The organism is Enterococcus ureilyticus, assembly GCF_001730315.1.
Taxonomy (GTDB): Bacteria; Bacillota; Bacilli; order Lactobacillales; family Enterococcaceae; genus Enterococcus_L; species Enterococcus_L ureilyticus.
Window position 1 is genome coordinate 68307 of record NZ_MIKC01000041.1, and the last position, 23013, is coordinate 91319.

Annotated in this window: 31 protein-coding genes and 1 riboswitch; of the genes, 21 read left to right on the forward strand and 10 right to left on the reverse strand. The window is 35.0% G+C overall.

Annotated elements, in window-relative coordinates:
• Positions 1-85: 85 nt before the first annotated feature.
• Genes BCR24_RS15015 through ffh form a run of 4 tightly spaced genes read left to right on the forward strand, consistent with a single transcriptional unit; the run spans position 86 to position 3013 of the window.
• Complete coding sequence (locus tag BCR24_RS15015; protein ID WP_069641310.1) at positions 86-556, forward strand: 2-thiouracil desulfurase family protein; 471 nt, start codon at positions 86-88, stop codon at positions 554-556.
• Positions 557-1201 carry an NUDIX hydrolase gene (locus BCR24_RS15020; protein ID WP_069641311.1) on the forward strand — a complete coding sequence of 215 codons (645 nt, stop codon included), beginning with the start codon at positions 557-559 and terminating at the stop codon, positions 1199-1201.
• Positions 1202-1251: 50 nt separating this feature from the next.
• On the forward strand, positions 1252-1590 hold the full coding sequence (locus BCR24_RS15025; RefSeq protein WP_069641312.1) for a putative DNA-binding protein: 339 nt from the start codon (positions 1252-1254) through the stop codon (positions 1588-1590).
• A gap of 4 nt (positions 1591-1594) precedes the next feature.
• Complete coding sequence (gene ffh, locus BCR24_RS15030) at positions 1595-3013, forward strand: signal recognition particle protein (protein ID WP_069641313.1); 1419 nt, start codon at positions 1595-1597, stop codon at positions 3011-3013.
• 68 nt (positions 3014-3081) lie between these two features.
• Here the strand turns inward: ffh and BCR24_RS15035 are convergent, their stop codons facing one another.
• From BCR24_RS15035 to BCR24_RS15045, 3 genes are read right to left on the reverse strand one after another with little or no spacing between them, the layout of a single operon-like run.
• The gene (locus tag BCR24_RS15035) at positions 3082-4248 is read right to left on the reverse strand and encodes an ABC transporter permease (RefSeq protein ID WP_069641314.1); all 1167 of its coding nucleotides are present in this window, start codon (positions 4246-4248) and stop codon (positions 3082-3084) included.
• Complete coding sequence (locus BCR24_RS15040; protein ID WP_069641315.1) at positions 4245-5144, reverse strand: ATP-binding cassette domain-containing protein; 900 nt, start codon at positions 5142-5144, stop codon at positions 4245-4247. Before BCR24_RS15040 ends, BCR24_RS15035 begins: the two co-directional genes overlap by 4 nt.
• Positions 5141-5527: a GntR family transcriptional regulator gene (locus BCR24_RS15045; protein ID WP_069641316.1), complete on the reverse strand. Its 387-nt coding sequence runs from the start codon at positions 5525-5527 to the stop codon at positions 5141-5143. Before BCR24_RS15045 ends, BCR24_RS15040 begins: the two co-directional genes overlap by 4 nt.
• A gap of 101 nt (positions 5528-5628) precedes the next feature.
• On the opposite strand from BCR24_RS15045, the gene BCR24_RS15050 reads away from it, so the two are divergent.
• Positions 5629-6225 carry a DNA-3-methyladenine glycosylase I gene (locus BCR24_RS15050; protein ID WP_069641317.1) on the forward strand — a complete coding sequence of 199 codons (597 nt, stop codon included), beginning with the start codon at positions 5629-5631 and terminating at the stop codon, positions 6223-6225.
• 56 nt (positions 6226-6281) lie between these two features.
• Here the strand turns inward: BCR24_RS15050 and BCR24_RS15055 are convergent, their stop codons facing one another.
• A complete protein-coding gene (locus BCR24_RS15055) occupies positions 6282-6833 on the reverse strand; it encodes an NADPH-dependent FMN reductase (protein ID WP_069641318.1) in 552 nt (183 codons plus the stop codon).
• Between the two features lie 272 nt (positions 6834-7105).
• Between BCR24_RS15055 and BCR24_RS17215 the strand changes: the two genes are divergently transcribed.
• From BCR24_RS17215 to BCR24_RS15070, 4 genes are all read left to right on the forward strand, one after another.
• Positions 7106-7537 (forward strand): hypothetical protein, encoded by a 432-nt coding sequence (locus BCR24_RS17215; RefSeq protein WP_239574138.1) that lies wholly within the window; start codon positions 7106-7108, stop codon positions 7535-7537.
• A 52-nt stretch (positions 7538-7589) separates the two neighbouring features.
• Positions 7590-7946 (forward strand): GNAT family N-acetyltransferase, encoded by a 357-nt coding sequence (locus tag BCR24_RS17220; protein WP_239574137.1) that lies wholly within the window; start codon positions 7590-7592, stop codon positions 7944-7946.
• A 246-nt stretch (positions 7947-8192) separates the two neighbouring features.
• A complete protein-coding gene (gene rpsP / locus BCR24_RS15065) occupies positions 8193-8468 on the forward strand; it encodes a 30S ribosomal protein S16 (RefSeq protein ID WP_010761445.1) in 276 nt (91 codons plus the stop codon).
• Positions 8469-8479: 11 nt separating this feature from the next.
• Positions 8480-8725 carry a KH domain-containing protein gene (locus BCR24_RS15070; RefSeq protein ID WP_069641319.1) on the forward strand — a complete coding sequence of 82 codons (246 nt, stop codon included), beginning with the start codon at positions 8480-8482 and terminating at the stop codon, positions 8723-8725.
• A gap of 153 nt (positions 8726-8878) precedes the next feature.
• Here the strand turns inward: BCR24_RS15070 and BCR24_RS15075 are convergent, their stop codons facing one another.
• Both BCR24_RS15075 and BCR24_RS15080 read right to left on the reverse strand, forming a co-directional pair.
• Entirely contained in the window at positions 8879-9217 is a 339-nt protein-coding gene (locus BCR24_RS15075; RefSeq protein ID WP_069641320.1) for a hypothetical protein, read from the reverse strand.
• The gene (locus tag BCR24_RS15080; protein ID WP_069641321.1) at positions 9195-10523 is read right to left on the reverse strand and encodes a DUF1576 domain-containing protein; all 1329 of its coding nucleotides are present in this window, start codon (positions 10521-10523) and stop codon (positions 9195-9197) included. The genes BCR24_RS15075 and BCR24_RS15080 overlap by 23 nt, the downstream gene beginning before the upstream one ends.
• Before the next feature lie 197 nt (positions 10524-10720).
• On the opposite strand from BCR24_RS15080, the gene BCR24_RS15085 reads away from it, so the two are divergent.
• Positions 10721-11275 carry a TetR/AcrR family transcriptional regulator gene (locus BCR24_RS15085; protein ID WP_240604495.1) on the forward strand — a complete coding sequence of 185 codons (555 nt, stop codon included), beginning with the start codon at positions 10721-10723 and terminating at the stop codon, positions 11273-11275.
• Between the two features lie 215 nt (positions 11276-11490).
• Positions 11491-11862 (forward strand): YxeA family protein, encoded by a 372-nt coding sequence (locus BCR24_RS15090; RefSeq protein WP_069641323.1) that lies wholly within the window; start codon positions 11491-11493, stop codon positions 11860-11862.
• Positions 11863-11936: 74 nt separating this feature from the next.
• On the opposite strand, the gene BCR24_RS15095 is transcribed toward BCR24_RS15090, so the two are convergent.
• The 3 genes from BCR24_RS15095 to BCR24_RS15105 all read right to left on the reverse strand — a co-directional run bounded on the left by BCR24_RS15095 (position 11937) and on the right by BCR24_RS15105 (position 13584).
• Positions 11937-12152 (reverse strand): hypothetical protein, encoded by a 216-nt coding sequence (locus BCR24_RS15095; RefSeq protein WP_069641324.1) that lies wholly within the window; start codon positions 12150-12152, stop codon positions 11937-11939.
• 104 nt (positions 12153-12256) lie between these two features.
• On the reverse strand, positions 12257-12763 hold the full coding sequence (locus BCR24_RS15100; protein ID WP_069641325.1) for a P-loop NTPase family protein: 507 nt from the start codon (positions 12761-12763) through the stop codon (positions 12257-12259).
• Between the two features lie 56 nt (positions 12764-12819).
• Positions 12820-13584 carry a peptidylprolyl isomerase gene (locus BCR24_RS15105; protein ID WP_069641326.1) on the reverse strand — a complete coding sequence of 255 codons (765 nt, stop codon included), beginning with the start codon at positions 13582-13584 and terminating at the stop codon, positions 12820-12822.
• 177 nt (positions 13585-13761) lie between these two features.
• On the opposite strand from BCR24_RS15105, the gene BCR24_RS15110 reads away from it, so the two are divergent.
• From BCR24_RS15110 to BCR24_RS15155, 10 genes are all read left to right on the forward strand, one after another.
• On the forward strand, positions 13762-14856 hold the full coding sequence (locus tag BCR24_RS15110) for a DUF871 domain-containing protein (RefSeq protein WP_069641327.1): 1095 nt from the start codon (positions 13762-13764) through the stop codon (positions 14854-14856).
• Between the two features lie 132 nt (positions 14857-14988).
• The gene (locus tag BCR24_RS15115; RefSeq protein WP_069641328.1) at positions 14989-15618 is read left to right on the forward strand and encodes an NUDIX hydrolase; all 630 of its coding nucleotides are present in this window, start codon (positions 14989-14991) and stop codon (positions 15616-15618) included.
• A gap of 121 nt (positions 15619-15739) precedes the next feature.
• Positions 15740-16672, forward strand: a complete 933-nt coding sequence (locus tag BCR24_RS15120; RefSeq protein WP_069641329.1) for an alpha/beta hydrolase — start codon at positions 15740-15742, stop codon at positions 16670-16672.
• 171 nt (positions 16673-16843) lie between these two features.
• The gene (xerD, locus tag BCR24_RS15125; protein ID WP_069641330.1) at positions 16844-17734 is read left to right on the forward strand and encodes a site-specific tyrosine recombinase XerD; all 891 of its coding nucleotides are present in this window, start codon (positions 16844-16846) and stop codon (positions 17732-17734) included.
• 29 nt (positions 17735-17763) lie between these two features.
• Complete coding sequence (locus tag BCR24_RS15130; RefSeq protein WP_069641331.1) at positions 17764-18126, forward strand: GNAT family N-acetyltransferase; 363 nt, start codon at positions 17764-17766, stop codon at positions 18124-18126.
• A 44-nt stretch (positions 18127-18170) separates the two neighbouring features.
• A complete protein-coding gene (locus tag BCR24_RS15135; protein WP_069641429.1) occupies positions 18171-18950 on the forward strand; it encodes a segregation/condensation protein A in 780 nt (259 codons plus the stop codon).
• Positions 18947-19564 carry an SMC-Scp complex subunit ScpB gene (gene scpB, locus BCR24_RS15140; protein ID WP_069641332.1) on the forward strand — a complete coding sequence of 206 codons (618 nt, stop codon included), beginning with the start codon at positions 18947-18949 and terminating at the stop codon, positions 19562-19564. The genes BCR24_RS15135 and scpB overlap by 4 nt, the downstream gene beginning before the upstream one ends.
• Positions 19565-20281 (forward strand): pseudouridine synthase, encoded by a 717-nt coding sequence (locus BCR24_RS15145; protein WP_069641333.1) that lies wholly within the window; start codon positions 19565-19567, stop codon positions 20279-20281.
• A gap of 172 nt (positions 20282-20453) precedes the next feature.
• Positions 20454-20578: riboswitch (FMN riboswitch) on the forward strand.
• A gap of 526 nt (positions 20579-21104) precedes the next feature.
• Positions 21105-21713 carry an ECF transporter S component gene (locus BCR24_RS15150; protein ID WP_069641334.1) on the forward strand — a complete coding sequence of 203 codons (609 nt, stop codon included), beginning with the start codon at positions 21105-21107 and terminating at the stop codon, positions 21711-21713.
• 280 nt (positions 21714-21993) lie between these two features.
• Positions 21994-22719 (forward strand): alpha/beta hydrolase, encoded by a 726-nt coding sequence (locus BCR24_RS15155; RefSeq protein WP_069641335.1) that lies wholly within the window; start codon positions 21994-21996, stop codon positions 22717-22719.
• A gap of 76 nt (positions 22720-22795) precedes the next feature.
• On the opposite strand, the gene BCR24_RS15160 is transcribed toward BCR24_RS15155, so the two are convergent.
• Positions 22796-23008, reverse strand: coding sequence for a ferredoxin (locus tag BCR24_RS15160; RefSeq protein ID WP_069641336.1), 213 nt, complete (start codon positions 23006-23008; stop codon positions 22796-22798).
• Between the last annotated feature and the right edge of the window lie 5 nt (positions 23009-23013).

A 23013-nucleotide genomic window follows, 5' to 3' on the forward strand; every position in this document is an offset into this window, starting at 1 on the left:
ATCAAAAACTTTATGGAATGTTTCTAAAACTACTTTCAAAGCAAAAGAAATGGTATAATAATGAAGACTGAAATGAGGGAAGTAAATGATTGGAATCAGCGCATGCTTGGGTGGTGTTTGTTGTCGTTATGATGGTCAAGCAAAAGAGATCTCAGCTTTAAAAAAATTAGTAGCAAGTGGTCAAGCAATATTGGTTTGTCCAGAAGTTTTAGGAGGCTTGCCAATACCTAGAGAGCCTGCTGAAATTATTGGTGGAGATGGATTTGATGTGTGGAATGATACTGCACAAGTTTTGACGAATACTGGAGAAGATGTGACCGATCTATTTAAACAAGGAGCAATCACTGCTTATCAAAAATTGAGGGAAGAAAAGATCACAACGATTATTTTGAAAGAAAACAGTCCATCATGTGGAAACAATACGATTTACGATGGCACATTTTCCGGCAACCATCGAAGCGGGCCAGGAGTAGCGGCTGCATACTTTATCCTTAAAGGGCTAGAAGTGGTTTCAGAAAGTGATTGGCGCATCGTTATGGACCGTGAGGAAGTTTAGATGTCAGAAAATGAAGTATTAAAAACGTTTGATAGCCATTATCGACAAATTGGTACCGCAACAAGACAAGCGGCGCATACTTATGGCTTCTGGCATGAAACATTTCATTGCTGGTTTTATATCATAAAAGAACATGAACTTTTCATTTATTTTCAAAAGCGTTCAGCTACAAAGAAAGATTTTCCTAATCAATTAGATATTACCGCCGCTGGTCACTTATTAGCAGAAGAATCTGTGACGGATGGTTTTAGAGAAGTAAAGGAAGAATTAGGGATTGAGATCACAATGGATCAAGTGGAATGTTTAGGTGTGTTCCCAGTTGAAATTTGTTTGAAAAACTTTATTGATAATGAATTTACAAATGTTTACTTAGTAGAACAAGAAATCTTATTAGGAGATTTTCAATTACAAGAAGAAGAGGTAGATAGCTTATTTTCTATCTCGTTGGCTAGTTTAAAAAAACTATTTAATGATCCTAGTGCAAAAATGACTTTAACTGGGTATCGACAGAAAAATCTACATCAAGAAATAGTGGAAGAGAGCTTTTTTAAGCAAGATTTTTGTACCAATGCACAAAGTTATTATAACCGACTGATCTCCTCTTTTGAAAAAATCCTTGAAAATCAAAGAAGAACTATTGACTAATCACTCTGAAATCGGTAACCTAAAAGGGATTGAAGATGGGAGTAACAATTATGGAAATTGAAAAAACCAATCGAATGAATGCTTTATTTGAATTTTACTCCACTTTGTTGACCGAAAAACAAATGAATTATATGGAGATGTATTACGCGGATGATTTTTCTTTAGGTGAAATTGCTGAAGAATATGATATCAGTCGACAAGCAGTTTATGATAATATTAAGCGTACTGAAAAAATTTTAGAAGAGTATGAGAAAAAACTTCATTTATTTTCTGATTACATCGTACGTGGTGAATTACTAGATAATTTAAAAAAGTACGTGAAAGAGACCTATCCGAAAGATACAACGATCGTCCAATATATAGAACAAATACAAGAAGTAGAGGAATGAGATTATGGCTTTTGAAAGTTTAACAGATCGCCTACAACAGGCAATGAGCAAATTACGTCGTAAAGGAAAAGTATCTGAAGCTGACGTAAAAGAAATGATGAGAGAAATACGTTTGGCTTTATTAGAAGCCGATGTAAATTTACAAGTGGTGAAAGATTTTACTAAGCGTGTTCGTGAACGTGCGGTTGGAGTCGAAGTTCTTGAAAGCCTATCACCAGCGCAACAAATCGTTAAAATTGTTGATGAGGAATTAACAGCAACATTAGGTTCAGAAACAGTAGGCTTGAACAAGTCAGAGCGCATTCCAACAGTGATCATGATGGTCGGACTACAAGGGGCTGGTAAAACAACTTTTGGTGGTAAATTAGCCAATCATTTGATTAAAACAGAAAAGGCTCGTCCATTAATGATTGCAGCCGATGTTTATCGTCCAGCAGCGATTGATCAATTGAAAGTGTTAGGTCAGCAATTAGATGTACCCGTTTTTGATATGGGCACAGAGGTTAGTCCAGTAGAAATTGTTCGTCAAGGAATGGAACTAGCCAAAGAAAAGAAAAATGATTATGTCCTGATCGATACGGCTGGACGTCTACATATTGATGAGACGTTGATGGATGAACTAAAACAAATTAAAGAAATCGCACAACCAGATGATATTTTGCTTGTTGTTGATGCAATGACAGGGCAAGATGCGGTCAATGTTGCGGATAGTTTTAATCAGCAATTAGGAATTACAGGGGTTGTGATCACTAAACTTGATGGGGATACGCGAGGCGGTGCGGCACTTTCTATTCGTTCTGTCACGGGCGCACCAATCAAATTTATCGGTTCTGGTGAAAAACTAACCGATTTAGAAATTTTCCACCCAGATCGTATGTCCAGCCGTATTTTAGGGATGGGCGATATGCTGACCTTGATTGAAAAAGCCCAACAAGATTACGATGAGAAAAAAGCTGAAGAACTTGCAGTAAAAATGAAAGAAAACAGCTTTGACTTCAATGATTTTATTGAGCAGCTAGACCAAGTAATGGGGATGGGACCAATTGAAGATTTATTGAAAATGATTCCCGGCATGAATAATATGCCTGGCTTAGAAAATGTCAAAGTCGATCCTAAAGATGTAGCGCGTAAAAAAGCAATGGTCCTTTCAATGACACCTGCTGAAAGAGAAAATCCGGATCTATTGAATCCAAGCCGCCGTCGTCGAATTGCTGCTGGTTCTGGTAATAATGTTGTTGAAGTTAATCGAATGATCAAACAATTTAAAGAATCTAAAAAAATGATGCAGCAAATGTCTAAAGGCAACATGGATATTCCGGGCATGGATCAAATGCTTGGTGGAGGTATTAAAGGAAAACTTGGAAAAATGGCCATGAATCGCATGGTGAAGAAAAACAAGAAGAAGAAAAAGAAGAAAAAATAGAGACAAAAATAAAGCTGTCCAAAATCTAAAGATTTTGACAGCTTTATTTTTGTAGAGAGTAGTAACTATTATTCAATACGAATACTATCTTTGATTTGCTGTTTCTGATTGAACCATTCCTGAAATTCTTTTCTAAAAACCAGATATGTTCCAATCATAGCTGTGATGATTCCATAAATTAACAAAGCAGGAATAGGGGATGGCTGGTCTTCACCATAATAAACGCCTTGACTGAATACAAGAACGATTGGAACATAAATCGTCATGGCAACAATAAAGGGTATTTTCAGCTTGTCAAACAGTAAATAGTTTCCTCTCTTCTCCAACGTAAGGGAAGGAAATAAAATAGCACCTAAAACAAATAGCAGTAATGATGAAACAACAGCTAACATAATTGGAACAGTAGAAATCGGATCTTTTGTGACGGTGTAGACGAAAAATTTTCCTGTTATATATACATCTGTTGTCGCGTGAGTGAAGTAATACCACGCATTTGTGATACCAGTGATGAAAAACTCTAATGACACACAAAAGCCAAAAGCCGTAAGCGGTCCTAACAACATGTTCCCTGTTACTAGCCCAATAAAAACCGAAACAAAGAAATAGAGAATACAAGTGGTCCAACTGGCTAAAATATTCTTAGCGAGATCCGTCATACTAATATTCACATACTCAGCAGGAATTCCTGTTGTAATAATTCCAACAAATAGAATTTTTGCTAAAAGGATACTAAGTAAAATTGGCAAAGCAATCAAAACGAGTTTCGAGTAATAGATCCTCCGCTTAGAAACACCTAATGAGAAAAGAAATTCATTGAAAGAAGTTTTTAAATCAGCAAAAAATAGAAAGAATCCAATTGTTGACACAACTGCGATTAAGAGCAGCGAGTTTTCATTAAAATACATAGAGTAATAGGGTTGATCTTTGTCAGAATCGGAAATTATTTTTCCTTGTTCATCATAAGAATTCGTTTGATAAAATAAGCTTAATCCTTCTTTTTTATCTAAAGCTAGGCGTTCATCTACTGACAAGCCTTTATATCTAGGATTTTCTTCGTCTGCTATCTCATTTAAATCTTTGATGTATTGTTCGGAGTCATAATAACTTTCCATTGCTTTCCAGCGATTAACGTCATTAATTCCTAGATAGCCATAAAATACTAAAATCAAGAGACTTGTAACGATCAAAGCAAGTCCATAGCGTTTTTTCAAAATAATCATTAATTGTTTATTCATAAAATTACTCCTCCCAAAGAATTGACTTCGTTCTTATTGGCAAGATTTGCTTCAAAGACATCTTCTAGTGTCAAGGGCAGTTCCTCAAATAAGATAGGTTGCTCAGCTTGTATCAATGTTTGTAATTCTTCTGTATAATTTTCAAAAATGGCTGTAATAACGCGTCCTTGAAAATGTAGAAGCTGACTATTTTCTTTAACGAGAGTTGGGACTTTTTTTGTTTTGAAAACCAGTTGGATTTTGCGAGCGTTCTCTCTTAATGCTTCTAGGTGATAATCCAATTGAATCCTTGTATGTTTTAAAATCAATGCACGATCGATAATACTTTCTAACTCATTTAAATTGTGAGAAGAGATAATGATCGAACGGTTATTTTCACTGACATCTTCTAAAAGAATCCCTAAAACATTTTTTTTAACAATCACATCGAGCCCATCCAAAGGTTCATCTAGCAAAAGATACTCAGCATTCGAACAAATAGCCAAAATCGTCTTATAAAGTCCCTGCATTCCTTTAGACATTGCGCGATATTTAAGGTGAGGATGTAGCTTGTTTTTCTTAGTCAAACTTAAATATTTTTCTTTGTTAAAGTCGGCATAAGCATGTTGATAAAAGAACAATAGTTTGTTTAATGAATAGTTTGAGAGAAAGTTGTATTGTTCATCGATATAAAATATTTTTTGTCTAAGTATCTTATTGATTTGAATGTCTTCTTGATTGATAAAGATTTTCCCTTGATCCAACTCGTAGTGACCTGCTAGAGATCTAAAGAAGGTAGTTTTACCAGAACCGTTTCGACCAATCAAGCCCACGATTTCTCCTTGTTTCAATGTCAAATTGATATCTTGTAAGATATCTTGTTGATCAATTCCTTTTTGTAAATTCTCTATTTTCATATAGATTCTCCTTTCAACTGTTGATCACTTTCCTCCAGCCATTGCGTTAATTCGTCTTTAGAAACGTTTAGATAATTCGCTTCAATAATTAACTCGTTAAATTTATTTTTGATTTTTTGTATTTGGTATTCGTCACGGAGTGTTGGATCAATTTTTTTTACATAAGTGCCTTTGCCTTTAACCGTAACGATGACTTCTTGTGCTTCTAATAGTTTATAGGCCTTACTAACTGTATTAGGGTTCATCATAAGCTGACGAGCCATTTCTCGTACGGAGGGGAGGCGGTCACCAGATTGTAATAAACCGTTCAGGATATCTTCTTTGATCCCTAACATTAATTGCTCATAATAAGGTTTACTACTAGTTTTATTAATAGAAACCATAGATGTCTCCTTTCTAAAAAGAGTGTTTGTTGTGTACTAGTATACATAGTACAGTTCGGGTTGTAAACATTTTTTTAGAAATTTTGGTAAAATAAAGAGAAATGACTAAAATCAAAGTCTTGGGAGGGGATCAGTTGAAGCAGAGATGTTCTTGGGCACAAGAAAATGAAAAAATGAAACTCTATCATGATACGATTTGGGGTATTCCTTTATATGACGACCAGCGCCTATTTAGAAAGTTGAGTTTAGATATCAATCAAGCAGGTCTAAGTTGGCAAACTATTTTAAATAAAGAAGATCATTTCGATGAGGCATTTGATGAGTTTAACTTAAAGAAAGTTGCAGCTTATGATGAAAAAAAAGTCGAAGAACTTTTAACTAATCCAGGAATCATCCGTAATCGCAGGAAAATCGAAGCCACTATTCACAACGCTCAAAAAGTTATTGAAATTCAAAAAGAATTTGGTTCGTTCTCAGATTATTTATGGGCATTCAATCAGCATAAAGTTTTAAAAAATGCTTACACTGACCAGACAGAAGTTCCCACAACAAATGATTTATCTGATACCATTACGAAAGATTTAAAGAGAATAGGCTTTAAGTTTGTTGGTAGTACGATTATCTATGCTTTCTTGGAAGCCGTGGGCATCATCAATGATCATGTAACAACTTGCTTTCGATATGAAGAAATCCAATAATAAATAGGCTAAACCAAAACTGAATACCGTTTTGATTTAGCCTATTTATTATTGGATTACCTATTTTTTTCTAAAAGAACAAGGTAAGAGTCAACAATGGTTTTGAAAAAGCTCATGGTATTTTCAGTAATCGTTCCATCCTCATTAATTAGGCTGACAACATTTCCAATATAAGCTTCTGGCTGTTGTAAAGTTGGTACATTAAGGAAAACAAGTGATTGACGCAAATGATGGTTTGCACCGAAGGCACTTAGAGCACCAGGCGATACACTGACAACAAGCCCCGGTTTGCCATCCCAAACATTTTGACCGTAAGGACGTGAGCCAACATCTAAAGCATTTTTCAACACGCCCGGAACAGAGCGATTATATTCTGGTGTGACAAAAACAAGTCCTGAAAGTTCTTTGACTTCTGCTCTAAACTTTGTCCAAGCTGCAGGAGGGGTCCCTTCATCATCTAAATCCTGATTATACATCTCTAAATTATCCAAATGAATAAAAATAGGTTCATAATCCTCTGGGAATAAACTGGCAAGAGCAGTTGCTACGGTTTTACTATAAGAGCCTTTTCTCAAACTTCCGACAAAAAAACCAATTTTTTTCTTCATAAATTATTCCTCCATTCGATAAATAACATAGTTTATTAAATTTTAAATCTAAAAGCTTGGTTTTGCAAGAATTCACTCTTTTGCTCAGCAATCAATCTACGTTATGTAAGTAATGAAAGATAGATCTAGTTAAGTTACTGAAACGAAATCTCGTAAATTAATCAAGGATTGGAAAAGAGACAAATTGAAAAATGAGGATGGAATGTTTCATTGTTTTTCTTTGAACGTTCCTATATAATCAACCTAACTTAGGAGACAGGAAAGGAGCAAGTATGACAATCAGACAAACGATTCAAAAAGAACTGAAGGCATATGAAGTCAGCGCTATTCAAACATTAAAAGAAAACAATAGCTTCCTTTACTCTATTGAATACAAACTTGATTTAAGTTTTTTTAAATTTCAAAATAACAAAATAAATCACTTGTTATACTGGGATAAAGATGAATTAGTCGGCTATGCTGCGATGAGCAATTTTGATCCTGAAGCACTAGAGGTAACACTCATTGTGAGACCGGATCAAAAAATTCTCAACGAAATGAATAAGACAATACGGACGTTTAGCCAACAAGAAAAAATCAATAAAATTTTATTAATCACAGATCGAAAGGATACTTTTTTTAGGAGTTATATGGAAGGGGTAAATCGGTATAAATATGTCTTTTCAGAATACTCAATGATTTTAGTAATCAATCAATCAATTTGAGCCCAAATCTACTAATGTTTCGCTAGAACCTGCAAAAAAAGAGGAAGCAGGGATGATTGCTTCGTTAGAAGAAAATCAACTAGCGAATGAGACTATGCCATTAGATCCTGAAGATTTAGAAAAGACACTTGTTCTAAGAAAAAATGAGCAAGTCATCGCAAGTATCAGAGTAGAAAATGAAGGGAATTCTTCTGGACTTTACGGTTTTGTGGTAAGATCAGAATTTCGAAATCAAGGAATAGGTAGAAAAGTAATCAGCCAGACCATCCAAGAATTACTGGAAAAACAAGCAAAAAACATTTATTTAGAAGTAGAATCAACGAATGAAACAGCGCTTCATTTATATCGCTCCATAGGATTTAAGGAGCAGACGCTTTTTGATTACTATATTTACGAAATAACTGACTAAGATAATCTAAAAACAAGCTACGAACGACGACAAAGAATTACCTTTTTTCGTTCATAGCTTATTTTTGTTAAGCAAGTGTTGATTGCCCCTGCCAAGGTGAAATAAGTATACCATATGAAGTTAAAAGTGCCAAAAATCAGTGCTTTAAAGGTTTTTATAAGGTGTCAAGAAAAAACTCTTTACAGGTGATTGGAAATCTGTTAAACTAACATTTGTGATTAAGTTAATGGAGGTGTAATATATAAAATGTCAGTAAAAATTCGTTTAAAACGCATGGGTTCTAAAAAAAGTCCTTTTTACCGTATTGTAGTTGCAGATTCTCGTTCTCCTCGTGATGGACGTTTCATCGAAACTGTTGGAACTTACAATCCTTTAAAAGATCCTGCAGAAGTAGTTTTAAAAGAAGATTTAGTTTTAGACTGGTTGTCTAAAGGCGCTCAGCCTTCAGATACAGTTCGTAACATCCTTTCAAAAGAAGGCGTTATGAAAAAACACCATGAAGCTAAACTTGAAAAGAAATAAGGTGATCGATGATGACAGATGTGAAAGAGTTAGTCTTAACTATCGTTCGTCCATTAGTCAGTCAACCTGAGATGGTCAAATTAGAAATAGAAGAATCTGATGTTTTTTTAGAGTATAATCTGACTGTATCACCTGAAGATATTGGCCGTATCATTGGCAAACAAGGACGTGTAGCGAAAGCAATTCGTACAATTGTTTACAGTGTGCGTGTGGATGGGCCTAAAAAAGTTCGTTTAAATATCGTAGATGGTAAATAACTTCAAATTAAAACACTCAATTATTTGGGTGTTTTTTCTTTGACTTACAAGAAACCAAAGAAAGTAGTGGACTTGTGCGAAATATAAATAAAAAGGCAGAAAAGCTAGTCAATGTGAGGCAATGGCTAGTTCTTCTGCCTTTTTAAGATACCGTTACTTTTTTCTAAATACTTTAATTTCGAAAAGAGGAGCATCAAAACTAATTTCTGCTTCGTCGATCATTAAACCTAATAAATGATAATCTTCTTCTTCATGATGGGTGATCCCAAGCAATTCATCATAATAACTTTCAATACTTAGATCCCTAGGTGTATTGAGTAGCTCTAATAAATAAAGGAGATTGTCAGGCTCTTGTTCAGTTTTCCCTTGTATGCTTATATAAAAACCTTCCAATGTAAAATCTACGCCAATTCGGATTTCTTCAATATCGTTTGAAAAGAAGTAAGTCAATAATTCATCTATAATTCGCTTAGCCTTGTCTCTTTCTTGCATGTTGTTTCACCTTTCTGATCTGTAAAATATTATCAAGTAATGGTACCATGACTGCTGCGACAAAACCAGTAGAAAATCCGTTATTATAAAGATTTAGTCCACCATGAAGATAGCTGACATTTGTGACCAATGACATATGTAAAAATCCTGCAATTAGGCCAAAAGTAATACCATAATACCCAGCAATCGGAGCTAAGCTAGTCCCGAAAATGCCAGCAATTACGACGGTTGTTTGGCTAACTTCAAAGACCGAAGACCACAAAGCTGTTAAATAGACGCTGATTAGTAGCGGTAGACTGTTAAAAAGATGATTCCCAAAGGCACTGAACCCAACAGCAGACAAAATTGCCCCCACAATTGGACCATTAAGAGTAGTTTTACTAACTTGAGTGTAGCCAACAAGTAATAATCCCATTAGAGCCATATTCATCATAGTAGCACCAACACCTGCTATCGAAATGAAATCAGTAATTAATTTTCCAGACGTTTTACTGATCTCTTTTAATCCATTCAGTGAACGATGATTAACAAAAAAACCAACTAAAAACATCAGAATAAATAAAAATATCAGAAAGAAAAGAAGCCTAATATGATACGCAGTAGAAACCAAATTTTTCCCTTCGATTTTCCAGCCAAACATCCTGAGGATTCCAGTGAACATCATTGCAATAAGCCCCGAAGTAAAGCCAACATTATACAAAGAAAAACCTTGATGAAATGTTAGAATATGAGAAGCTAAAGGAGGTAAAATCAAGCCGATAAAAATTCCTACTAAGTAACCTAATGGAATCGAATAGATTAAAGGTAACGAAATACCGAATGTAAGATAGCTAATAATAGGGGATAAGGCACTGCCAAATAAGCTAACGACGATAAACTGTGAAAAAGGTTTTTTCACAATTTTTGCATAAAATAGTCCGCCAATAATGATCGGAATCGAATTATATAAATTTTTTCCAAAAAAAGAACACCCAGAAACAGTAAATAATGCTGCAATCATAGGCCCGTTGATTGGTATTTTTTCTTTTTTAGCTAGTAAAACGCTGATCAAAGTAAGCAAACCGCTGTTGACAAAAGCACTGCCAAAGGTTCCAAGTTCAATATAATCAGTCAACAAGTTACTAGGTGAGGTCAAAATACGTGACATTCCTGACCATAAGATCCCTTGTGGTTCACTGAACAATCCAATAACAATTAAAATGAAACAATAGCCTATCAGAAAATAATAGCTAAAATTTTTTTCTTTCAAGTTTGACTGTTTTTTATCTGTATGTAAAAAAAGTGTCTGGCTATCATTTTTAGCCATAAAAAAATACCCCCGTTATCTATCATTAACTTAACTATAGCCTTTATAGCGTTCATTGGTCAATGATATTTCAACAAAGTTTTCAAAATTATCAGCTTTTTTCAAGATAGTGGTAATTATTGAAAAAATAAGGCGTTAAAAGAGTGTAAAATGAGTACTAGTAACCAGTAAAATGGATAAAGGTAACCGATAAAGGAGTGATTTTTTTGGTTAGAAAAAAAGTATACAAAAAACAACATATTTTAGCAGCTGCTCAAGAGCTATTGATTGAACACGGATTTTCAGCAATCACTGCGCGAAATGTAGCTGAGTATATGGGAATTTCAACTCAACCTATTTATCTTGAATTCAAAAGTATGGAAGAATTAAAATTGACATTGTTAAAAACAACTCATAAACATTTGGAAGCCAAATTCTTATCTAAGACGCAAACAGCAAATCAGATTGTTGATTTCGGATTAAATTATATCGATTTAGCAACTTCAAACAGCAAATTGTACATATCTTTATATATAGATCAACATTCGTACGGTCAAGAGTTACGTGAATTATCATTTTTAGCGTTTCAAAAAACACTTCAAAAAGAAGAGAGATACGCAACCGCTACCAAAGAGCAACTTGAGCAGCTGCATTTAGATTTATGGATTGTTGTCACCGGAATAGCCTCGTTAAGTCTTTCTGGAATAGTAGACAGAACACCAGAGCAACTAAAGGTGATTTTTGAAACAATTGAACAAAATTGTACTATTTAACTAAAACAGTTGAACTAGATTGCCTTTTGGTTGATTTAGCTCAACTGTTTTTATATTTTTATATAAAGACGATCGCAGTATAACTAGCATCTATTTACAGCGACCGAGAAGTTTCTATGCCAAAAGTATTAAATGAATGTCATGAATTCGACTGATTTATTTTGTTTGCTTTACTGCTAAAATAAGTTTATTAAATGAAACATGGAGGAAATAATGTGAAAACAATCAAAGCATTCGTTCTACTTATTCTACTTGGAGGAGCTGCTCTTTTCGGAGCAACAGTATATACAAATAATCAATCAGATGAGCTTTCTGGAACAATTGATCAGCTGAACCCACTTGTTAGCAAAGGGGAGGTATATGTTAAAACCAAAAAGGCAGATCAAATTATTGAACATGGCATTACGATCTATACACAAGAAGCTGTAAACAAGGATGGGAAAAAAAGAGAGATCACCTTTAAAGCAGATCATGAATTAATCACCGACCGTTACCTGAAAATATACAATAAAGGTGCGCACGTAGAGACGTACGAAGAGGTTTCTAGAGAAGCAGTTCCAGAGAAAGCATTGCAACTGATAGATTAAATAATAAAAAGACTGCATATATAATCCGACAAATGTCTCGATTATATATGCAGTCTTTTCTGTAATCAATTTGTTCAAATAGCCTGAGGTATAAAGTCAATTGTACATAAATCATTATAATGAAAATGAATCGTTGCCTTAATACGGCCATCTTCAATTAATTTTTGTGCAGTGTCTTTTACGTCTTCTTGGTCAAATTGCTGAAAATTGATTACCTTTGCTACGAAATGAGGAGCTTTCCGACTGGAAGCCTCAAGGATGAGCGTTTCTACTCGTGGATTGAACGTCATTAGCTTTCACCTCTTTTGTTAACAGTAACACTTTATTCGTAAATTGGATAGTCATTTCACTGTAGTATGAGGATATGGAAAGAAATAGTTTCACAATCTCTTTGCTAATCGTTTGTTCTATAAGATGAAAAAGCATTATGATTTTTTAACACAGTTAGCTTTTTATGAGAAGAATCAGTTAGTTTTTGTAGTTCGTAGATATTCTTTTGCTCAAAATGATGATTCCAAATAAACATCTTTATTAATAAATGGGGAGAAGGTTGGTAATGCGCTTTTTCTTGCTTTGTGATTTGTTTGATATAGCGACTAACGATTCGATACACTCGAGTAGAATAGGGAGGTAGCAATAAAAAAATAGTATCAGCAGAATCTATTGCAGCCTTGATCCAGTCTTTCGTAGTAGTACCTTCGATAATCCAACGATCATTTGTTAAAATTACTTGTAATTTTTTTGAGGATTCTTCTTCAGAATATGGTTTATCTCCTGAGGGGTGTCGATTCCAAATTAAATTGTCTAGTTCATAATAAGGAACAGCAATTTTAGCAGACAATTGCTTGGCAAATGTCGTTTTTCCACTACCAACAGGACCTACAATCATTATTTTATTCAATTTAAACCTCCATGAAGAAAAAAAGAATGGCAACGAAGCACCATTCTTTTAACGATTTACTTTTTTGCTTCCTGTAAAATGTTGATTTTTTCAATTTTAATATCTTTAACTGGAACGCTCTTTTCAGAACCAGATTCATTCATTTTTGTTTCAGTATCACTGATTTTGTTCACAATATCCATCCCTTTGATGACTTGTCCAAACACGGAGTAGTTAAAATCTAGGGCTGGTGTTCCACCATTTTTATATGCTTCGATAATTTTTTCAGGATACTCGTCTTTAAGCAGACCATCTGATTTATTCTCCTCATTTTGAACAATATAGAATTGACTTCCTTGTGTTTTATCCGTTACAGGACCGCCAGTTCTTGCCATTGCTAAAGCACCATTTAAGTGGTAAAGATTTGGTGAAATTTCTGGAGCAAATTCTTCATTCCAAATGCTCTCGCCACCAGTTCCATCACCTTTTGGATCACCACTTTGAATCATAAAGTCTTTCACGATTCGATGGAATGTTACATTGTCGTAATAACCATCTTTTGCATGTGTCATAAAGTTTTCAACTGCTTTTGGTGCATATTTTGGAAATAATTTGATTTCAATTGTTCCTTCAGTTGTGACCATTTCTACTAAATCTTCATCTTCACCGACAGTTTCTGACAACTGTGGTAAGTCTAATGCATTTAAATCGACCGATTCAGACGTCTTTGTTTCAGTAGCAGAAGAATCCGCTGATTTTTTCTCATTCTTAGGTCCGCAAGCTGCAAATAAGAGTAATGAAGTTACAAGCGCTGTAGCAGCAATGAATTTTTTTGTTTTCATAAGGTTAAGTCTTCCTTTCAAAAATAGGTACAATTCATAATAACAAATCCTTTATAGAACTGCTAGTCAAAACGGAAAATTTTTAAGATTTACAAAAGGTGTAGACCACTTTTTTTTATTCTGCTATAATGAAAATGGATACATTATAATCAATACAAATCTTAGGAGGCAGTAATAATGGGAAAATTAGGTATTTCTATTTATCCAGAACGTTCAACTTTTGAAAAGGACAAAGCATATCTCGATTTAGCACACAAGTATGGATTTAAACGTGTTTTTACAAGTTTACTTCAAATTACAGACGATAAAGAAAAGGTCTTGGCGGAGTTTAAAAAAGTTGTGGATTATGCTAATAGTCTAGGGATGGAAGTGATGGTGGACATTAATCCTGCCTTATTTGAACAATTAAATATTTCTTATGATGATTTGTCATTCTTTGATGATATGGGCGCTTATGGCGTACGTCTAGATGTTGGCTTTACTGGTGCAGAAGAAGCCAAAATGACACGTAATCCATATGGAATCAAAATCGAAATCAATATGAGTACTGGCACTAGCTACGTCGATAATATTATGAGCTATTCACCAAACACGGATAACTTATTAGGCTCACATAACTTTTATCCGCATCGTTATTCTGGATTGGGATATGATCATTTTGTCTTCTGTTCTGAAAAATTCAGAAAATACAATTTAAATACAATGGCTTTCGTTAATTCACACGATGCTACATTTGGTCCTTGGCCAACTCAAGATGGATTATGCTCATTGGAAGATCATCGTGATTTAGAAATCGCGACACAAGTGAAACACCTTGTTTTAACTGGTTTGATCGATGATATTTTGATTGGGAATGCGTATGCTTCAGAAGCCGAATTAAAAGCCATGGCGGATGCATTCAATGCAGAATATCCATCAATAAAAGTGGACGTTGCAACAGATATCACGGACGATGAAAAAGAAGTATTGTTTACTAGTCTGCATAGCTATCGTGGTGATCGTTCTGAATATATTTTACGTTCTACGATGACACGTATTCACTTTAAAGACCGCGATTTCCCAGCTCATAATACAAAAGATATGACGAAAGGGGACGTATTAATCGATAATGTTGATTATGGACAATATAAAGGCGAAACACAAATTGCCTTAAAGCCAATGAAAAATGATGGACGTGTAAACGTTGTGGGTCGTATTTCAGAAGATGAGCTATTTTTATTAGACTTTTTGAAACCATGGTCTAGTTTTAAATTGATCGAAAATAAAAAATAATAGTAGAAATGAGCACAAGCTGAAATGATCTTCATTTTAACTTAGGCTCATTTTTTTCTTTCTTAAGATTTTACCTAAAATCTACTTTACAACTCTTTTTTCGATAAAATGGAAAGAAACGAGGTGAAACACATGGAAAAAGAATTAAGCATTTTGCTAACCAAGCTTCAAGGGATTGCTCAAACTGGAAAAAGATATGGAAAAGATGTCTTTGATCAAGAACGTTACGAAGAACTGTCTCAAGTAACGAAACAGCTGATGGCATGTCTTTATCCAACTGTCACAAAGCGAGAAATAGAGATTTTAGTTGACCGAGATGAAGGATACGCAACACCAAAAGTTGATGTTCGAGCGGTTGTATTCAATCAAGAAGGAAAGCTATTATTAGTGAAGGAGAAGAGTGATCACTCTTGGGCATTACCCGGCGGCTGGGCCGACATTGGCTACTCACCTAAAGAAATTGCAGAAAAAGAAACGATGGAAGAAGCTGGAATCACTGTTAAAGCAAAACGCTTAATTGCAGTATTGGATAAAGCTAAACACCCCTATCCGCCAGCCTTAACATATGTTTATAAATTTTTTATTCGCTGTGAACCTCTTGCGGGCACTATTCAAACAGGAATCGAAACAAGTGATGTTGGCTATTTTTCACTTTCAGAAATTTACACCCTTTCTTTATCAAAAGAGCGTACGATTATGGAGAATTATCAGATGATTTTTGCTGATTATCTAAAAGAAAAGAATGAAATAGTTTGTGATTAATATTGCGAAAACTCCTATAAAACATTATACTATTAAAGATTTGAAAAAAAATCTGCATCATTTGTCAGTGAAATTGATACGAAATAAACGACATAGATGCTTTTTAACAAGGAGTAATTGGATGAATCGTGTAGTAAAAATCTTAATCGCTTTGGTGGTACTGATCGTTATCGTTTTGTTAGGAGCAGGAATGTACTTCTATAATTATGCAGTAGTTCCCTCACAAAAAGATTTTCTGGCTGGAGATACACCAGGAACAGATGTTGAAACGAAAAAGCCAGAAGAAAAATGGTTTCAAGATGAACATAATCGTTCTTATTGGGATTTGACCTCTAAAGACGGCTTAAAACTGAAAGCTATCTATCTACCTGCTGAAGCAAAAACTGATAAAAATGTTATTATGGCACATGGCTATATGGGGAGTGCTGAAACAATGGCAAGTTTTGCAAAAATGTATCACGACTGGGGTTATAACGTGTTAGTGCCAGATGCTCGTGGGCATGGTGAGAGTGAAGGAGATTATATTGGCTTTGGCTGGCCTGAAAGAAAAGATTATCTTCAGTGGATCGATAAAGTTATAACTGAAAATGGTAAAGAAGCCCAAATCACGTTATATGGCATTAGTATGGGGGGTGCTACCGTTATGATGACAAGTGGTGAAACGTTACCTAACAATGTCAAAGCAATCGTCGAGGACTGTGGTTACTCAACGGTCAATAGCGAACTTGCTTATCAATTAAAAGATATGTTTAATTTACCTTCGTTCCCATTAGTGCCAGTTACAAGTATGATCACTAAAATTCGTGCAGGCTATTTCTTTGGTGAAGCCAGTTCTGTTGCACAATTGAAGAAAAATACGCTTCCGATGTTGTTTATTCATGGTGATGCGGATAAGTTTGTTCCGTTTGAAATGCTGGATGACGTCTATAATGCTACAAATGGGCCAAAAGAGAAATATGTTGTTTCAGGTGCTGCACATGCTAAAGCCTTTACAGTCGATCCTAAAACCTATCAAGAAACAGTTGCAGCCTTTTTAAAAAAATATGTAAATTGACAATTATCGTCATTCAGTTGAAAAACTGGATGATGATCTTTTTTAATGCAAAATTTTCCTTATTTTGCCTAAAACTTCATTCTAACAATCTATTCTTATTAATTTTATGATTTTACTATACATAAGCTAGAATTCTTTGATATGATAATAAATAGAAATGAGGTAAAATAGATGGAAGAACAAATCATTGACTACTTGCATTTTTTACAAATAGAACGAGGCCTTTCTCTTAATACTAGGAAGAGCTATGAACGAGACTTAAACAAATATTTGGCATTTTTGAAAAATCAAAAAATCGATACTTGGCAGCTAATTGATCGCTATATAGTCATGGAATACTTACAACAGTTACATAATGAAGATAACTCATCAGCAACAATTATTCGCATGATTTCAAGTTTAAGAGGGTTTCATCAATTCTTAAGACAAGAACGAATCACCGACCATGACCCTATGCAACATATTGATTCTCCTAAAAAAGCGCAAAAACTTCCTAGTACACTTTCGGTCGAAGAAGTTACTTTATTGATTGAAACACCAGATACAACGAAACCTTTAGGGATAAGAAATCGGACGATCCTAGAAGTAATGTATGCAACAGGACTACGTGTCAGTGAATTAGTAGACTTGAAAATAGGTGATTTACACTTATCGATTGGCTTGTTGCAAACGATTGGTAAAGGAGACAAAGAACGCATCATTCCGTTAGGAGATTACGCAATTCAATGGATCGAAAAATACATGGAAGAAGCACGACCTATTTTGATCAAAAAAAATCAAAATGAGACCCGCTTATTTGTGAATCATCATGGGAAACCATTATCACGTCAAGGTGTTTGGAAAAATCTAAATCAAATTGTCCAAACTGCTGGAATCACTAAGAATATCACTCCTCACACACTCCGACATAGCTTTGCAACACATCTATTAGAAAACGGCGCCGATTTGAGAATCGTTCAGGAACTTTTAGGACATGCGGATATCTCGACGACACAAATTTATACTCATATTACGAAACAGCGAATGGCAGATGTTTATAAGCAACATTTCCCTAGAGCTTAATAATCAAAAAGCGAAAAGAAGGTGAGATCATGTTAAATTATTATCGAAAAGAGCAACGAAAGATTGCGCTCGGCTTATTGAGCTTTCATCAAAAAATGACAGAATACCAGTCGCTTTTAAAAGAACTTGATATGTATGAATCAGAAGAGAATTTACATCTACTTTTTTGGGTTCCGACCGGTGAACAAAATATTCAAGGAATCATTGGATTTGAAATAGAAACGTCTGAAGAGATGATAATACATGACATATCGATCAATCCTTCTTTTAGAGGTGAAAAATTTGGATTTGATTTGCTGGACGAAGTGGTAAAATTATATCCTGAAACAAAAGTTTACGGGACTTTGGCCACATCTAATTATTTATCTAAGTGGAAAGAACACAACACTTGATTTTTATGGTAAACTAAAGAGCTGAAAAAGAAAGTTGGATGAACTTGCAGGAAATTAATGTAAAATTAGATGTATTTGAAGGACCGCTGGATCTTCTTTTACATTTGATTCAAAAATTGGAAATCGATATTTATGATATTCCAATCGCTGCCGTAACAGAACAGTATATGACCTATATCCATACAATGAAAACATTGGAGTTAGAAATTGCTGGTGAATATTTAGTGATGGCAGCCACATTGATGGCAATTAAAAGTAAAATGCTCTTACCAAAGCAAGAGTTGGAAATGACAGAAGACGATGAAATTCTCGATGGCGAAGATCCGCGAGATGCTTTAGTTGCCCAGTTATTAGAATATCGTAAATTTAAATATGCGGCTGGTCTATTGCATGAAAAAGAGTCGGAAAGAAGTCTTTATTACACGAAAGAGCCGATGGATATTGATGAATATAAAGAGGACAACCCGTTATTAGAACCAAACCAATTAAATACAATTGATTTATTTTTAGCTTTTCATGCGATGTTGGAAAAGAAAAAAGGTCGCCAACCGGTAGAAACAACTGTTACTGGTGATGATGTGTCAATCGAAGAAAAAATTACAACGATTGCTAATAAAATGGCTCGACTCGACCGAGATACCCCGATAAACTTTGAATCGTTTTTCACAACGTATTCTAAGCAAGAAGTTGTGACCACTTTTATGGCTTTATTGGAATTGATGAAAAAAGGTCGCATTCATGTAGAGCAAGAAGACAATTACAGTACAATTTTATTATACAATAGATCTGAAGAGATTGAATCAAGTACGGAGGAAACAGCGTGACCACAGTTAGTCAAATCGAAGCGATTCTATTTGTTGTTGGTGAAGAAGGAATTGGATTAGAAGAATTATCTTTTCTATTAGGATTATCTACTGCCAAAACATACGAAGCATTGACCGCTTTAAAAGAACGCTATGAATCAGATAAACAAACCGCATTAAATATTTTAGAAGTCGGCAATCACTTTATATTGTCTACTAAAAAAACATTTGCGCCGTTACTCAAAAAATATGCGCAATCACCTATCTCAAATTCTCTATCTCAAGCTGCTCTTGAAACCTTGTCAATCGTGGCGTACAAGCAACCCATTTCAAGAGTAGAAGTAGATGAGATTAGAGGCGTGCAGTCAGCAGGTTCGATGCAAAAACTTGTTGCTCGTCAACTCATTGAAGAAAAAGGCCGGGTGGACGGACCTGGTCGAGCCATTTTGTATGGAACAACTGCTTATTTCATGGATTATTTTGGGTTGAAAAACTTAGAGGAGTTACCGGATATCCAGCAAATGGAAGAAGAAATCGCTGAAGAGTTACCTTTAGACCTCTTTTTCGACCGTTACAAAGAATTAAATGAAGAAGATGCAACAACGGACACAAACGAATCGGAGGAAAAAAACTAGATGGAAAGACTTCAAAAAGTAATTGCGCATGCAGGAATCGCATCACGCAGAAAAGCAGAAGAGTATATCGCCAATGGACGTGTGAAAGTAAATGGTAAAATCGTTCGTGAATTAGGCACGCAAGTCGGAAAAAGCGACAAAGTCGAAGTAGACGATGTGCCGATTTATAAAGAAGAATATGGGTATTATCTTTTTTACAAACCAAAAGGGGTCATTTCTGCTGTTTCTGATGATAAAGGTAGAAAAGTTGTTACAGATTTTTTCTCTCACATCAAAGAACGGATTTATCCTGTCGGTCGATTGGATTATGATACATCGGGCTTGTTATTGTTAACAAATGACGGTGAATTTTCGCAAAAATTAACCCATCCAAGCCATGAAATTGATAAAGTGTATGTTGCAAAAGTAAAGGGATTAGCGAAAAAACATGATTTACTTCCATTAACTAAAGGAATGAAGATCGAAGGCTATAAAACAGCACCCGCGGCTTTTGAGATTATATCTGTTGACCTTAAGACAAATACAAGTATTGTAGAGTTAACAATACACGAGGGACGCAATCACCAAGTGAAAAAAATGTTGCAAGCAGTGGGCTACCCTGTTCAAAAATTAAAAAGAGAAAAATATGGTGATCTCACCTTAAAAGGACTACGTCCAGGTGAATATCGTAATTTGAATAAAAAAGAAATTAGTGTACTCTTGAATCAATCAAAATAAGCATCTGTTAAAGAGTATCGGCTAGCAATATAGTCTAATTTAGGCTGAGCAACAAAATGGATCGATTATTTTGTTGTTCAGTTTATTTAATTTTCAGATTCAGCTGAAAAACTAAAAGATTGCTTTTTTGTAATATCATTGTATAATGAACTTGTACAAAAATTTAATAAAGGTTCGTCTTCAGGGGCAGGGTGAAATTCCCGACCGGTGGTTATAGTCCACGACCTACTTCATTTGAAGTGGCTGAATTGGTGAAATTCCAATACCGACAGTAAAGTCTGGATAAAGAAGATAGGGCTTATTTGAATTGGCATTTTTCAGATAAGATAACTCTACTCTATTTTCCCTGTTGGAAAATAGAGTTTTTGCTGTGAATCACTACGACTGGCTTCGCCAGAGTAGATGATAAACAGTACTTGGCGAGCGTAGCCGAGCGAAGTGACCATACAAAAGAATCACAACCAGTTAGCTAACATTTCAAGAAATACGTGTTGAAAGGCTTCGCCAGAGTAGATGATGAACAGTACTTGGCGAGCGTAGCCGAGCGAAGTGACCATACAAAAGAATCACAACCAGTTAGCTAACATCTCAAGAAATACGTGGTTGAAAGGCATCATCAGAGTAGATGATGAACAGTACTTCTCAGAGCTAACATTCATACTAAAATACTGAAAAACTAAAAATGAGTGACTCTTTGGCACAATACACGCTCAATGGCTGTTGAACATTAGCCAAACAAACACAGCAAATCAAGAAGAATCAACTGAAAAAGTCAATTTAGAAAAGTTCGTTTGAAGATGGGTCCTTAACAGGAGGATTTCATATGCGGAACAACAAGGTACAAAAAATGGTAAGTGTAGCAATGTTAGCAGCAATCGGTGTCGTTTTACAATTTGTGGCATTTCCGATCATCCCTACTTTCAATTTTTTGAAAATCGATTTTAGTGATATTCCAGTGATGATCAGTATGTTTTTATTTGGACCATTAGCAGGAATTACAACAGCTTTTATTCGATCACTATTGCATCTATTCACTACAGGAGCATCACCGCAAAATTTAGTAGGAGATGTAGCGAGCTTTTTCGCAACAACTGTTTTCACCTTACCAATGTATTATTTTTTCAAGCGGGGAAGTAATAAGCTTTCTAACAAAGTATTAGGGGTTTTAACTGGGATCATCGCTTTGACAGTCTTTATGAGTGTAGCGAATTACTTTGTGATCACACCAATTTACTTAAAATTATTTGGCGCATCTGCTAGTGAGTACTTACAAATGTCTTTAGCGAAATATGTGACAATCGGTATTTTGCCCTTTAATTTGATTAAAGGAGCAATCGTAAGTGCTGTTTTTTTAGTTCTTCATGCCAAACTTTTACCATGGCTTACTAGAAAACAATATCAGCTAGGGAATAAAAATACGCTAATCAAATAACTTAATAATAAAATAAGGAAAGCGAGGCTGGGACAGAAGTGTTTAATCACGAGAAATAAGAAGGGATTCACGAAAATTGATCTTCAAATTTTTGTGAATTTCAGCTTTTTTCCAAAGGGATTGCTTCTGCTCCCACCGTTTATACGGATTCTGTGTGAGTGGGATATGACTCAAAGAGTTATGTCCCACTCACGTTTTTTTAGGATCAAGTCAAAATCGTCTATCTCTTAGAGCATTTCTGATAAAATAGAAATGACGAAAAATTGGAGGGGAACTAAAAATGAAAAAATGGCAAAAAAGAGTACTTTGGCTAATCGGAGTCATTGCTGCGTTGATTCTAGTTGCACTTTTCTATATTAAAACGATTACCTACACGCCTACGACAGCTGCTATAGAGAGTGCGGAAAAAGCAACTGTCGAAAATGGAACTTTGGCTTTTAAAGGTGATCAAGAAAAGCCAGCTCTGATTTTTTATCAAGGCGCATTGGTTGAAAATACAAGCTACAGTATTTGGGCTAAAAAAGTAGCTGAGGCGGGTTTTTCTGTTTATCTGGTAAAAGAGCCGTTAAACCTTGCTGTTTTAGGTCAAAATAAAGCAGAAACGATCATTCAAAGCAATCATCTGACGAGTTACGTGATAGGTGGACATTCTCTTGGCGGAGTTATGGCTAGTCGCTTCGCAGCCGAACAAATGAAGGATAATGAATTGAAAGGGGTCTTTTTTTTAGCAAGCTATCCAGATGAAAAGGGGAGTTTGAAATCTTTTCAAGGCCAAGTTCTTTCATTAACAGGCTCTAAAGATGGTGTTTTAAATTGGGATGCGTATAACAAAGCTAAAAAATATTTACCTGAACAAACAATGTATCACGAAATTTCAGGAGGCAATCATGCTGGATTCGGTAGTTATGGTGAACAAAAAGGGGATAAATCTGCGCAAGTAAATAACGATGAGCAACAAGAATGGATAGCGTATCAACTTATTGAATGGCTGAAAACAATCAACTAAAACACTGAGAAGAGAACTTCTGTATCTTAGGAGGTTCTCTTCTCAGTGTTTTATCCCATAAATTATTCGCTTTTCTTTATTTTTCATCGATCTCTATTGCACGAACAGGACATTTGCGGTACGCTGTTAACGCATTGTTTCTTTCTTTTTCAGGAACAAATTCTTGATAAGCAGAATGATCATTTTTTAAAATGACGATACCATCGTCATTATAATCAAAAATTTCTGGTGCATACACTTGGCATAATCCACAGGCAATACACTTTTCAGGTATTATTTTACATAACATATAAG

Excerpts from the sequence above, each read along its gene's own strand:
- BCR24_RS15160 (WP_069641336.1), bottom strand. The coding sequence starts at position 23,008 with ATGTTATGTAAAATAATACCTGAAAAGTGTATTGCCTGTGGATTATGC.
- BCR24_RS15070 (WP_069641319.1), top strand. The coding sequence starts at position 8,480 with ATGACAGATGTGAAAGAGTTAGTCTTAACTATCGTTCGTCCATTAGTC.
- BCR24_RS15075 (WP_069641320.1), bottom strand. The coding sequence starts at position 9,217 with ATGCAAGAAAGAGACAAGGCTAAGCGAATTATAGATGAATTATTGACT.
- BCR24_RS15080 (WP_069641321.1), bottom strand. The coding sequence starts at position 10,523 with ATGGCTAAAAATGATAGCCAGACACTTTTTTTACATACAGATAAAAAA.
- BCR24_RS15020 (WP_069641311.1), top strand. The coding sequence starts at position 557 with ATGTCAGAAAATGAAGTATTAAAAACGTTTGATAGCCATTATCGACAA.
- rpsP (WP_010761445.1), top strand. The coding sequence starts at position 8,193 with ATGTCAGTAAAAATTCGTTTAAAACGCATGGGTTCTAAAAAAAGTCCT.
- BCR24_RS15105 (WP_069641326.1), bottom strand. The coding sequence starts at position 13,584 with ATGAAAACAAAAAAATTCATTGCTGCTACAGCGCTTGTAACTTCATTA.
- BCR24_RS17220 (WP_239574137.1), top strand. The coding sequence starts at position 7,590 with ATGATTGCTTCGTTAGAAGAAAATCAACTAGCGAATGAGACTATGCCA.
- ffh (WP_069641313.1), top strand. The coding sequence starts at position 1,595 with ATGGCTTTTGAAAGTTTAACAGATCGCCTACAACAGGCAATGAGCAAA.
- BCR24_RS15130 (WP_069641331.1), top strand. The coding sequence starts at position 17,764 with ATGTTAAATTATTATCGAAAAGAGCAACGAAAGATTGCGCTCGGCTTA.
- BCR24_RS15110 (WP_069641327.1), top strand. The coding sequence starts at position 13,762 with ATGGGAAAATTAGGTATTTCTATTTATCCAGAACGTTCAACTTTTGAA.
- BCR24_RS15120 (WP_069641329.1), top strand. The coding sequence starts at position 15,740 with ATGAATCGTGTAGTAAAAATCTTAATCGCTTTGGTGGTACTGATCGTT.
- BCR24_RS17215 (WP_239574138.1), top strand. The coding sequence starts at position 7,106 with ATGACAATCAGACAAACGATTCAAAAAGAACTGAAGGCATATGAAGTC.
- BCR24_RS15045 (WP_069641316.1), bottom strand. The coding sequence starts at position 5,527 with ATGGTTTCTATTAATAAAACTAGTAGTAAACCTTATTATGAGCAATTA.
- BCR24_RS15025 (WP_069641312.1), top strand. The coding sequence starts at position 1,252 with ATGGAAATTGAAAAAACCAATCGAATGAATGCTTTATTTGAATTTTAC.
- BCR24_RS15145 (WP_069641333.1), top strand. The coding sequence starts at position 19,565 with ATGGAAAGACTTCAAAAAGTAATTGCGCATGCAGGAATCGCATCACGC.
- BCR24_RS15150 (WP_069641334.1), top strand. The coding sequence starts at position 21,105 with ATGCGGAACAACAAGGTACAAAAAATGGTAAGTGTAGCAATGTTAGCA.
- xerD (WP_069641330.1), top strand. The coding sequence starts at position 16,844 with ATGGAAGAACAAATCATTGACTACTTGCATTTTTTACAAATAGAACGA.
- BCR24_RS15015 (WP_069641310.1), top strand. The coding sequence starts at position 86 with ATGATTGGAATCAGCGCATGCTTGGGTGGTGTTTGTTGTCGTTATGAT.
- BCR24_RS15115 (WP_069641328.1), top strand. The coding sequence starts at position 14,989 with ATGGAAAAAGAATTAAGCATTTTGCTAACCAAGCTTCAAGGGATTGCT.
- BCR24_RS15050 (WP_069641317.1), top strand. The coding sequence starts at position 5,629 with ATGACTAAAATCAAAGTCTTGGGAGGGGATCAGTTGAAGCAGAGATGT.
- BCR24_RS15055 (WP_069641318.1), bottom strand. The coding sequence starts at position 6,833 with ATGAAGAAAAAAATTGGTTTTTTTGTCGGAAGTTTGAGAAAAGGCTCT.
- BCR24_RS15040 (WP_069641315.1), bottom strand. The coding sequence starts at position 5,144 with ATGAAAATAGAGAATTTACAAAAAGGAATTGATCAACAAGATATCTTA.
- BCR24_RS15155 (WP_069641335.1), top strand. The coding sequence starts at position 21,994 with ATGAAAAAATGGCAAAAAAGAGTACTTTGGCTAATCGGAGTCATTGCT.
- BCR24_RS15035 (WP_069641314.1), bottom strand. The coding sequence starts at position 4,248 with ATGAATAAACAATTAATGATTATTTTGAAAAAACGCTATGGACTTGCT.
- BCR24_RS15095 (WP_069641324.1), bottom strand. The coding sequence starts at position 12,152 with ATGACGTTCAATCCACGAGTAGAAACGCTCATCCTTGAGGCTTCCAGT.